Consider the following 10,984-nt stretch of genomic DNA (forward strand, 5'->3'; position numbering starts at 1 on the left):
ACCCCCGGCACGCTATGCGCTGACACCGACGCCTGGTGGCACGGAAATGGACCTATCCACACAGGACCGGCCGCCCCAACAGCTCGATCACCCACAAGAACGCGCACCTCGACTTCGACGACCTGATGTCGGAGCACCACTACAACGCCTCCGCGGCATACGGCGCGTCCAAGCTCGCGAACACCGTGTTCGGCATCGAGCTCGACCGTCGGCTGCGCGCCGTCGGCTCGCCGGTCATCAGCGTGCTCGCCCACCCCGGAGTCTCCCGTTCGAACCTATCCGCCCGCGCCTGGGCCGACCGGGGGTGGTTCGGGCGACTGGCCGCCCAGCTCTTCCTGGTGACCACCCAGCCCACCGAACACGGAACCCTCCCGCAACTCCACGCCGCCACCGCACCCCACGTCGAAGGCGGCCAGCTCTTCGGCCCGAACGGCCGCGGCGAACGCCGCGGCGACGTCACCGAGGGCCACGCCTCAGCCGAAGCCGCCGACCCGGCGTCGCTCAGCGGCTCTGGGAGACATCCCAGACCCTCACCCGCACCGCCCTCCTCTGATGGCGCCGGCGTGTGCCGCTGGATTGGTCATGGAGAAGGACACGGCGCCCAGCCGCGGCTGCGCGACCTCGCGTGGGCGGACGCGGATCGACTGCCGCCGGTATCGGCCGACGCTGGATGTGAACCGGTTGAGCCATGAACTGAGCGGGCGTTCTACTCTCTCGTACGTCCGTGCGTCGTCTCGATCGACGCCATCGCACAGCCGTCATAGCGAAGGGGCACCGTCATGGCCGAGCCGTTCTCCGTCCGCGTCACCGTCCGGGGATACGAAACCGACATCCAGGGCCATTTGAATCACAGCGTCTATCTGCAGTACGCGGAACACGCCCGCTGGAGTCTGCTTCAGCGGGCCGGGATTCACCAGGCTGCCCTCCTGACCAAGGGCGTGGGCCCGGTCGCGCTGGAGACGACCATTCGCTACAAACGCGAACTGCTCGCAGGCGACGAGACGGAGGTGACCTGCGCCTTCGAATGGGGCGAGGGCAAGACCTTCCGCATCGAGCAGACGATCCGGAAGACCGACGGCACAGTGGCCGCCGAAATCACCGGATTGGGCGGGCTGATGGACCTCAGGGAGCGCAGGCTGGTGGCGGATCCACGCGAGTACTTCCGGGCGCTGTCCACCGATCCGCAGCTGTTCGGCCTCTGAGGTTCCGACCGCCTGCCCATCAGTCGGCTCCGGCCGGTGCACGGCGCCGACGAAGACCAGGGTTACGGCTTTTCGGGGCGGTGAATTCCCCATGTTCCGCGGTGCACCAGCTTATCGACGCCCAGGCGACGTTCCTTGATTCGACCGACCTGCGGAGGGAGATCTGCCGCTCGGTACCCCACAGCGATTGCGCCGATCGGTTCGTACTCCGTCGGTATGTCAAACTGCTCCAAGAATCCCGGAATCTCGGGCGTGACGATGGTGAAGAAGCAGGCGTCCAGATACTCGTCCACGGCGGTCAGAAGCATCAGCAGTGAGGCCATTCCGGTATCAATGTACCAGTATGGAACAGAAAAGCCGGGACCAGAAGGATTGTCCTCCATCTTATCGGGCAATGAATATCTGTCCAAGTAGGACTTCTCGTGCGCCAGCGGGACCACAATGAGAGGAGCCGGCTGCAACTCGGGCGCATGAGAAACCGCGTTGGGCAGGCAATCCCAAAATTTCTTCCGGTCGCCATAATCTTCAAGCGCCAGGAACGCCCATCCCTGCGAGAAGCCCCCGGAGGGGGCCCTCAGGGCGCTGCGCAAGATTCGCTCGACAGACTCCTCCGGAATCGGCCGGCCGGAAAAATGCCGCACCATTCGACGGCGCCGGACAACCTCAGAATATTCCATAAGCGGATTCTAAGATCTCACGACTCCCGGGTCAATAACCCCGAATAATGCTGGTGCGATCACTAAATCCACATTGCTATTGCGGCATGACCGGATTTACCGAAAGGGCGGTGTCAGTCGGCCGTCATGGCACGCCGAACGCTCTCGCGGAGCAGTTCACGGCGCTGCTCGTGCAGTGCTTCGGGCTCCTGTGCGGTCGCGGCGTAGACGTTGCTGACGGGTGACCATGCCATGGACATCGCGATAACCATGGCCATCAGGTTGAAGGGGTCTCCCGGCCTTACCCGCCCGGCCGCCTGCGCTTCGGCGATGGCGCGCAGCTTCCGGTCGTCCAGGCGGTCCGGATCGTCGACCAGGTGACCGGCCGGGCGTCGCTCCAGGCGTGCCCAGGTGGCCAGTCGGATGAGATCGGGGCGGCGGAGGTACTCGTCGTAGAGGCGCACGGCCCAGTCCGCGAGATCGTCGGCGTCGATCGGGACGACGTTCACGATCCGTTCCAGCGATGCGAAGAAGATGGCGTCGAAGAGCCCCTCTTTGTTGCCGAAGTAGGCGTAGAGCTGGGCCTTGTTGGTGCGTGCGGCGGTCACGATCCGCTCGATGCGCGCCCCGGCGATCCCGTACTCGGCGAACTCTCGGATCGCCGCGTCGACGATGCGGCGGTGCGTCGCGGCTCCGCGTGAGGTCAGGGCATGGTCGACCATGTCGGCACTCTACCAAACAGAACAGTCGGTTTGCATGAGTGGCCGGGGTCCGCCTACGGTGAAATAAACCGAACAGTCTGTCTGAGGAGAGGGCATGAGAACCACTACGGGATGGCAGGCGGAAGGCCCGGCGGCACCCTTGCGGCGAGCGACGCTCAAGCGGCGCGAGCTGCGCCCGGACGACCTCGCGGTACGTGTCGACTACTGCGGCGTCTGCCATACGGATCTGCACTCCGTGCGCGCACACGAGGGCGGCGGAGCGCCGCCGCTGGTGCCGGGACATGAGTTCACCGGGGTGGTGACCGAGACCGGCACCGCGGTCACCCGGTTCGCGGTGGGCGACCCGGTAGCGGTAGGCAACATCGTCGACTCGTGCGGCGCGTGTGCGATGTGCCGGGCCGGCCAGGAGAACTTCTGCCAGCACTTCCCGACCCTGACCTACGGCGGCACGGACCGCCACGACGGATCGACCACCTTGGGGGGCTACTCCCGCGAGTACGTCGTGCGCGACCGCTTCGCGTACGGGCTTCCGGCAGGACTGGACCCTGCTGGCGCGGCACCGTTGCTCTGCGCCGGAATCACCGTCTGGGAGCCACTGCACAGCCTCGGCGCGGGGCCGGGAACACGGGTCGCCGTCGCCGGGCTGGGCGGACTGGGCCATCTCGCGGTCAAGCTCGCCGTGGCGCTCGGCGCCGAAACATCGGTGATCAGCCGGTCGGCGGACAAGACCGACGACGCCCGCCGGCTCGGCGCGCACGATCTCCTCGTCTCCACGGATCCGGGCCAGATGGCCGACGCCCGTGACCGCTTCGATGTCGTCATCGACACCATCTCCGCCCCGCACGACCTCGGGCCCTACCTGCGCCTGGTCGCCATGGACGGGACGCTCAGCCAAGTCGGGCACCTGGGGCCCGTCACCGTGGAGACCCTCGACCTGCTCATCGGACGCAAGAAGCTCAGCTCCGCGGGCAGCGGCGGCAGGGCCGCCACGGCCGCCATGCTCGACTTCTGCGCCGAACACGGCGTTGCCGCCGACATCGAACTGCTCCCCTCCGCGCAGGTGAACGAGGCCCTGTGCCGCCTCGGTCGCAACGACGTCCGCTATCGGTTCGTCCTCGACATGACCGACCTGGACTGAGCGCGACCGCGGCACATACGTGGAGTCGGCCGAGGGTGAATCCGGGCTCCGACCGTCTCTGCGGGCTATATCCACATCAGCACGATCGAGGCGACGAGCAGCCCGGCCAACAGCAGATTGACCGCGCCCCATTGCCGGTCGGTACGCAGCAGCCTCGCCAGCAGCAGACCTGCCAGACACCACAGCGACAGGGACAGGGACGCCGCCACGGCGAAGGTGGCCCCCATCAACACGGCGAGCTGGGCCGGGCCGGCGGCCAGAGCGGCGAACGAGGCCGCGGCGCCCAGTGTCATGGTCCACCCCTTGGGGTTCTGCCAGAGCATCCACACGCCGCCCAGAAACCCGACCGGCCGCGCGGCGGCCCCCGGACTGCCGGGGGCGCCCGCACGCGCGGTGCCCACCGCCAGCCACAGCAGATAGAGACTCCCGACCAGCTTCATGACCACCTGCAGCCAGGGAACGGCCAGCAGAACGCCGCCGAGCCCCGCGGCGGCCGCGGCGGCCATCGAGGCGAGCCCCACGGCGATTCCCGCCATCAGCGGAACCGAACGCCGGAAGCCGAAATGAGCACCCGACGCCGTGGCCAGCGTGGTGGCACCGCCTGGCGTGACGGTCGCGATCAGCGCGAAGACGACCAACGGAGAGAGTTCTGCGACATCCATGGTCAAAGATTGATCGCGCCACCATAGATCAGTACAGCGAATGTTTCACATGTGATCCATTACGAAATATGATGTCTGGATGCCGCATGATCTCGACCTCACACTGCTCCGGACCTTCGTCGTCGCGGCAGAGCGGTCCAGCATGACCGCCGCGGGAAATGCCCTGCACGTGACGCAAGGAGCGGTCAGCCAGCAGATCGCCCGGCTCGAGTCGGCCCTCGACTGCGCGTTGTTCATCCGCAGCCGGCGGGGCCTCCGCCTCACCCCGCACGGTGAGCGCCTGATCGGCCGGGCCCGCGCCATGCTCAGCCTCAATGACGAGATCTGGGCCGACATGACCGAGAACACCGTCACAGGTGCGGTGCGTCTCGGCGCTCCCAACGATCTGGTCGGCACCATCCTTGCCCACGCGCTCAAGAATTTCGCCGAACGCTGCCCGGACGTCGAACTGACACTGCTCTCCGGCTCCTCACCAGAACTCGCTCAAGCCCTGGCCAGAGGCGACCTCGACGTCGCCGTGCTGGAAGAGCCGACCGGGCACACCCCCGGGGAATGTCTCATGACCGACCAACTCGTCTGGGTGGGCGCACGTGGCGGCACGGCACACCGGACACGGCCACTGCCCGTGTCCATGGTCTCCACCACCTGCGCCTTCAGGCCCGCCGTCCTGACAGCGCTCCGCACGGGCGGAACCGACTGGCGCACCATGTTCGAGAACGGAACCATCGAGGCAACCGCCGCGACCGTCCGCATGGACATGGCCGTCACCCCCATGCTCGCCTCCACGGTCCCCCAGGACCTCGCCGTACTCGATCACCACGCCGCACTGCCGCCGCTCCCCTCGTTCGCCGTCAACCTTCATCTCCCCGACACCGGACCCAGCCCGACCGCCCACGAACTCGCGACGCGATTGCGCGAAGCGATCCCGCACCGGCGCGGATGAGGCTCCTCATCCACCCGCCCAGGGCAATGCGGGGCGGCCTGCGGCCGACGTCCAGGTGAACGCGCAACCCGGACAAACCCGTCTCCTGCCACAGCCGAGTAACAGCGGCCATACGGAGGACAACTCCCGCCCCACCCCGCCGGTCGAACCTGGTGCGTCGCACACCTGCGCCGCGGCGGAACCGGTGCCGCCCGGCGCGACTCCTCCAGTCCCGACCGAAGTTGGAGTTGACCCGTGCCCAGGAAGTCCCTGCCGACGCGGCTCGCCGCCACCGCCGCGCTCCTGCTCGCCGCAGGCGCCCTGTCCGCGCCCGCCGCCTCGGCGAAGCCGTCGGACGCCTCCCCCGGCGACGCCTACGTGCTGACCGTGAGCACCAATCCGCCCAGCACCGACTACGACAACCGCAACGTCGACGTCACCGGCACCGTCACCAAGGCCGACGGCACCCCGGCGCCCGACATCCCCGTCACCATCCAGGAGGTCGTCCTCTTCACCACCTGGAATCCGTGGGGCGACCCGATCGACCCCACCTACTACGAGCCGCGCGACCTGGGCACGCCGGTCACCGACGCAGGCGGGAAGTTCACCATCCCCGACGTCGACATCGACCACGTGACCGGCAGCAGCCTGCTCAACGTCCAGCACGAGGTGCGGATCACCGCCCTCTACGACGAGGACGGCGACCTCAACACCCCGCAGGACGGCTACTACGCAGACACCACCGTGGCCGCCAACCCCAAGTCGAGCTCCGTCAGTTACCAGGTCAACAAGAAGAAGGTGAAGGCGGGCGACATCCTCACCGTCCAGGGCAGGGTCACCCTCCCCAAAGGGGTCGAGCCCCAGGGCACCGAGGTCTTCCTGCAGACCTACTGGGAGAACGAGTACCACGTGAAGACCACCGTCGAGGACGACGGCTTCTTCGTGCTGTCCGTGCGCGTCTCGCGCGAGGACGACACGTTCCGGCTGCGCACGGCTCCGACGAACCTCTACGTGGCGGGCGCGGACCAGCCGCTCCCGATCACCAACACCTCGCTCCCCCGCACATAGCCCTCCGGACTGCGGGACTTCGGGCCCAAGGGGGCCGTAGCCCCCGGGAGAAGGGCGCCCGTAGGTCCCGGCGACGGGTCACCCTCGCACGAGCGGGGGTGACCCTTGTGCGCCCGTCAGCCCGGAGCGGCGCTGTCAGTCCAGCGGCTCGATCCAGAGGTTCCTGAAGCGGACCTTGTTGCCGTGGTCCTGGAGCCGGATCGCGCCCGCGGCGGCCGATTCGGCGTCGCCGGCGCCGGTCGGGCCGTCCACCGCCACGTTGTCGTGGACCTTCCTGCCGTTCCACACCACGGTGATCCTGGCGTCCTCGGTCTTTTGGCCCGCGGTGTCGAAACGGGCCGCCCGGAAGACGATGTCGTACGTCTGCCAGCTTTCCGGTGGAGTGGCGGCGTTCAGGTCGGCGGCCTTTTTGTTGTAGATGGACGCGGCCTCGTCCGGGGCGAGTTTCTCCACTCCGAAGGAGTCCAGGATCTGGATCTCGTACCGCTCCTGGAGGTAGATGCCACTGTTCCCGCGGTCTTGCCCGGTGACATCGTCCGGCAGCTTCGGCACCCGGAATTCGGCGTGCAGCCTGAAGTCGCCGAAGGCCCCTTTGGTGCGGATGTCGCCGCAGCACACCTCGATGGAGTCCTCGGCGGAGTGCGGCCATTCGACGCTGCGGCCGTCGGTGTGCTGCCAGGCGGTGGAGACGCTGCCGCCGGAGAACAGGTCGATCCGGCTGCCGGGTCTGCGGACCTCGATCATGTCGAGGTTGACGTGGCCGGTGTCCTCGGGCCGATAGGTATAGGCGATGGTGTTGCGGCCCTTGTGCAGGAAGAGCCGCTCGGTCTTGGTGGACCAGCGGTTCCAGGCGCCGGTGAAGGGGAGGCTGGTCTGCCGCGCCTGGCCGCCGTTGACGGTGATGCCCATGGTCTTGGTGCCGGTGAAGGGGTGGGGGCCGTTGGCGTAGCGCAGTCCCACGTCGTAGCTGCCCTTCGCGGGCGCGTAAACCTCGAAGGTGGCCGTGGCGCCCGGGGTGCCGAAGCCGTCGGCGAAGCCACCGCCGGTGTAGCCGGCGTGCTCGGTGTCGATGTCGGCTCCGCCGGCCAGGCGCGCCGATTCCGCGTCGTACGAGGTGATGGGCTGTTCGGGGCCGGGGCGTGCGTTCAGCGTGTACCAGGCCTCGGTGGACCACAGTTGCTCACCGGCGTCCGAGGCGAAGGGGCGCGGTGAGCGTACGTGCACCACCCGGTCGGTCTTGAGGCCGGGGATGGTGAGCCGGACCGTGCGACGGTCGGCGGACAGTCGGGCGGCCGCGACGGGGAGGACCTCCTCGTCGACCTTGGGGCCGCCGTACCCCGGGGTGGGGACATAGCGCCACTGCTCGACGGAGTAGGCGCCGTTCGTCAGCTTGGCGGCGGTCTCCTCCGACAGGGGCTTGGTATAGGTGAGTTCGAAGCCGTCGCGGGTGGCGCGCATGGTCTTGATGTCGAAGGCGGTCTTGCCGTTCGGCGTGAGTTTCTGCAGGCCGAAGCGGAGTTTGCCTTCCTGGCCCCAGTTTCCGTCGGCGCCGAGACCGCCGGCGTAGATCGCACCGTCCGGTCCGGTGCTGATGCGGGTGATGCCGACCTCCAGGCCCTGGGTGTGCCGGAACACCGCGCCCTGGTATTCGCCGTCCACCTTCTCCAGGTCGGCGCGCTGGATTCCGCCGTAGGTGACGTCGCCGAAGAGCATTTGCCCGGCGAAGGGGCCCTTTTTCAACAGCATCGGCGTGCTGGGCGAGTTGGCTATCTCGTTCTGCGGCAGCCAGAGCGCGGGCTTGGTGACCGGGCGGTCGTCGAACGGGCCGTCCGGGTTGGTGTAGTGGTTGAAGAAGCGGTCCTGCTTGACGTGGAGCAGCTTGGAGGCGGGCAGCCAGCCGCCCTGGTTGTCGGTGACGAAGAGATCGCCCTGGGGGCCCCGTCCGATCCCGTTCGGTGTACGGAGGCCGCCGGCCAGGTAACTCACCTTTCCGGTCTTCTTGTTCACCTTGATGGTGCTGCCGCGGTTCGCGGCGGGCTGCGGATCGGTCGTCGCACCGCCGTAGTTGATGGCCACGGAGAGGTTCAGATAGAAGTTCCCGTCCTCGTAGAGCAGTCCGAAGGCGAACTCGTGGAAGTTCCCTCCGTACGGCCAGTCGGCGACCTTGCGGATCTCGCCCGGGGCGTTGTCACCCTCGGTATCGGACAACTCGGTGAGCTGGTGCTTCTCCGAGACGTAGAGCTTTCCGTCGACGTACTTGATCCCCATCGGCTCCTTCAGGCCCCCGGCGATCTTCTTGTACGTGACCTTCTCCGGACCGGTGTCACCCGTGACGTGGTCGAGGACGTACACCTCTCCCTCCGTCTTGGTGCTGCCGCCCCACGTCGTCACGGCGAGCTTGCCGCCCGGCAGCCAGTCCATCGCGGAGACCTGCGGCTCGAAGCCCTCGGGGCGCAGATCGGTGAGGGTGTAGCCGGGGTTGACCGAGGTCAACGGGAGGCCGTCGCCGGGGGTGTCATAGCTGCCCTCGCACTCCTTGCGGCCGGGGGCGGTGACACGGACGACGTCGGCGTCGGTGCTGAGCACGGAGTTCGGGACGAGGGAGAAGTCGTCGGCGCCCGGCGGCTTCCATTGCAGGGTGACCTGCTGGTCGCCGCCGCGGTCGAAGTGGTCGATGCGCAGGGCGTGGTAGCCGGGTGCGAGGGCGATCTCGCCGTCCTTGGGCTCGGCGCCGTGCAGTCCGTCGTGGTCGACGACCTTCGTGTCGCCGATGAGCAGTCGGGAGCCGTCGTCGCTGATCAGGCGGAACGTGTACGTGCCGTCAGTGGGGACCTTGATGTTGCCGATGATCTGCGACACGAAGTTGTCGGTGAAACCGAAGCCCTCGGTGGAGGACCAGTCGACGTTGGGGATCAGCTTGTCGACGTTGGGGGTCTGGGCCGGCTTGAGGTCGCAGAGCTTGCTCAGCGGGGACTGGATATCGAAGACACGGAGGGTGACGCCAGGTTCCTGGGGCGGCAGGTCCCCGAAGGGCTTTTCGTCCGCTTCGGCGGCCGGTGTCGCGAGACCGGCGGCGAAAAGGGCCGCGAGGAGCAGGCCGGCGATTCTTCGTGGCCTACGGCGATGGCTACGGAGGCTCGGGGGGTGCTTGCGTGACGTCACTCTTCCTCCTGCTGGGCGCTGGGCGGCGCGGCCGACGGCGGACCGCGGTCACGGAGTGGAGCTCGTCCACGTACGGGTGGTGCGGCGGTAATCCGCCGTGATGCACGCAGACGTCCGTACGAAAGCGACGCCCAGCGTACGAACCACACCCCGAACCGTCCATACTTTGTCCTCAGCAAGTCGAAAGTCCCGCCCCTCGCCGTTCTCCTGACGAACCCTCGCGCGTGGACCGGGCCCCACCGGCTCTCCGCGTGCATGGCAATGCGAGCCCCCCAGGCTGATGTCGGCCTCGCCCCCCAGATCATCCCGCCAGGTGGGACATCTCTGTCGCCCAGGTGCGGGCCCGTCCCGGCCGGTCGGCGGACGGGACGGGCCCCGGAAACCCCGGCGTCGTCGTCAGTCCGACAGCACGGTCAGGGGCGATTCGCCCGCCCGCAGCCGAGCGAGAAGGGCGGGCTCCGCGCGGTCCGAGGCGAGCGCGCGGGCGAGCACATCGGCGGCGATCCGCGGGCTGATGACCAGTACACCGTTGTCATCGGCCAGGACGAGGTCACCGGGGCGGACGACGGCGCCGCCGCAGGACACGGTCCGGCCCACTCCCCCGTCGCCGCGCCCGAGCCTCTTGGTGGTGAGCAGGCTGGTGCCCCGGGCGAACACCGGCAGCCGCATCTCCCGCAGTTCGCGCAGATCGGTGACGACTCCGTCGACCACGACGCCCGCCGCGCCCGCCACCCGCGCGGCACAGCCGGTGACGGCGCCGATCGGAGCGTGGGTGGCGTTCTGCCCGGTGTCGACCACCAGCACGTCCCCGGGGCCCAGCAGGTCCAGTGCCTCGGCCATCGGGGTGGCGTCCGGTGGCACGATCCTCAACGTCACCGCCCGGCCGACGATCTTCACGTCCGGCACGAGGGCATGGATCCGCGGATCGACGAACCCCTCTTCGAGGAAGTGGCCGAGGGTCGGGAAGCCGACCTCTTGGAGTTTCCGCGTCAAGGGGTCGTCGGGGGCCGTGGTCTGTGTGTGTGCGCTCGTTGTCATCACGCTCTCCCGCCTACGCGTGTGATTCCGAGGGACACACCGCGACGCAGTCCACTTCGAGGCGCACGCCCCACAGTCCTACGGCGACGGTGGTCCGGGCCGGCACATGATCGGGTCCGAAGATCTCACGGTAGATCTCGTTGAACTCCTCCATGCGGTCTTCCTCGGCCAGGTAGGCATTGACCTTCACCACCTTGGACAGATCCGATCCGGCCTCCGCGAGCACCGTTGCCAGATTGGCGAACGTCTGCCTCACCTGGCCGGCGAAATCCACCGGCATGTCTCCCCCGGGGACGGCGGGAATCTGACCCGCGGTGAAGACCAGTCCGTTCGCCACGACGGCCTGCGCATAGGGGCCCACCGGCTTGGGCCCGCCCTGTGCGGCCCGAATGTGCTTCATTCCTGTCCTCTTCC

The 10,984-nt window shown here is 68.0% G+C and carries 11 protein-coding genes; 5 read left to right on the top strand and 6 right to left on the bottom strand.

The features are described from left to right. Positions 1-35: 35 nt before the first annotated feature. Both J5X86_RS41310 and J5X86_RS41315 read left to right on the top strand, forming a co-directional pair. On the top strand, positions 36-692 hold the full coding sequence (locus J5X86_RS41310; RefSeq protein WP_208521774.1) for a hypothetical protein: 657 nt from the start codon (positions 36-38) through the stop codon (positions 690-692). An 87-nt stretch (positions 693-779) separates the two neighbouring features. After that, positions 780-1,202 (top strand): thioesterase family protein, encoded by a 423-nt coding sequence (locus J5X86_RS41315; RefSeq protein WP_208521775.1) that lies wholly within the window; start codon positions 780-782, stop codon positions 1,200-1,202. Between the two features lie 62 nt (positions 1,203-1,264). Here the strand turns inward: J5X86_RS41315 and J5X86_RS41320 are convergent, their stop codons facing one another. Together J5X86_RS41320 and J5X86_RS41325 are read right to left on the bottom strand one after the other, a co-directional pair. Continuing rightward, on the bottom strand, positions 1,265-1,879 hold the full coding sequence (locus J5X86_RS41320; protein ID WP_208521776.1) for a nitroreductase family protein: 615 nt from the start codon (positions 1,877-1,879) through the stop codon (positions 1,265-1,267). Between the two features lie 113 nt (positions 1,880-1,992). Further along, positions 1,993-2,580: a TetR family transcriptional regulator gene (locus J5X86_RS41325; RefSeq protein WP_208521777.1), complete on the bottom strand. Its 588-nt coding sequence runs from the start codon at positions 2,578-2,580 to the stop codon at positions 1,993-1,995. Positions 2,581-2,674: 94 nt separating this feature from the next. Between J5X86_RS41325 and J5X86_RS41330 the strand changes: the two genes are divergently transcribed. Then, positions 2,675-3,718, top strand: a complete 1,044-nt coding sequence (locus J5X86_RS41330) for an NAD(P)-dependent alcohol dehydrogenase (RefSeq protein ID WP_208521778.1) — start codon at positions 2,675-2,677, stop codon at positions 3,716-3,718. Positions 3,719-3,783: 65 nt separating this feature from the next. Here the strand turns inward: J5X86_RS41330 and J5X86_RS41335 are convergent, their stop codons facing one another. Then, positions 3,784-4,380, bottom strand: a complete 597-nt coding sequence (locus J5X86_RS41335) for a LysE family translocator (RefSeq protein ID WP_208521779.1) — start codon at positions 4,378-4,380, stop codon at positions 3,784-3,786. Positions 4,381-4,459: 79 nt separating this feature from the next. On the opposite strand from J5X86_RS41335, the gene J5X86_RS41340 reads away from it, so the two are divergent. Both J5X86_RS41340 and J5X86_RS41345 read left to right on the top strand, forming a co-directional pair. Further along, positions 4,460-5,323 carry a LysR substrate-binding domain-containing protein gene (locus tag J5X86_RS41340; RefSeq protein ID WP_208521780.1) on the top strand — a complete coding sequence of 288 codons (864 nt, stop codon included), beginning with the start codon at positions 4,460-4,462 and terminating at the stop codon, positions 5,321-5,323. A gap of 234 nt (positions 5,324-5,557) precedes the next feature. Then, the gene (locus J5X86_RS41345; protein ID WP_208521781.1) at positions 5,558-6,370 is read left to right on the top strand and encodes an acyl carrier protein; all 813 of its coding nucleotides are present in this window, start codon (positions 5,558-5,560) and stop codon (positions 6,368-6,370) included. A gap of 135 nt (positions 6,371-6,505) precedes the next feature. Here J5X86_RS41345 and J5X86_RS41350 read toward each other — a convergent pair whose 3' ends face one another. The 3 genes from J5X86_RS41350 to J5X86_RS41360 form a co-directional block, all read right to left on the bottom strand. Then, positions 6,506-9,532 carry a family 16 glycoside hydrolase gene (locus J5X86_RS41350; RefSeq protein WP_208521782.1) on the bottom strand — a complete coding sequence of 1,009 codons (3,027 nt, stop codon included), beginning with the start codon at positions 9,530-9,532 and terminating at the stop codon, positions 6,506-6,508. Between the two features lie 396 nt (positions 9,533-9,928). Beyond that, positions 9,929-10,570 carry an RraA family protein gene (locus J5X86_RS41355; RefSeq protein ID WP_208521783.1) on the bottom strand — a complete coding sequence of 214 codons (642 nt, stop codon included), beginning with the start codon at positions 10,568-10,570 and terminating at the stop codon, positions 9,929-9,931. A 13-nt stretch (positions 10,571-10,583) separates the two neighbouring features. Beyond that, positions 10,584-10,970 carry a RidA family protein gene (locus tag J5X86_RS41360; protein ID WP_208521784.1) on the bottom strand — a complete coding sequence of 129 codons (387 nt, stop codon included), beginning with the start codon at positions 10,968-10,970 and terminating at the stop codon, positions 10,584-10,586. Positions 10,971-10,984 lie beyond the last annotated feature (14 nt).

Origin of the sequence: Streptomyces sp. NEAU-YJ-81 (assembly GCF_017592595.1) — a bacterium.
Lineage (GTDB): Bacteria > Actinomycetota > Actinomycetes > Streptomycetales > Streptomycetaceae > Streptomyces > Streptomyces hygroscopicus_B.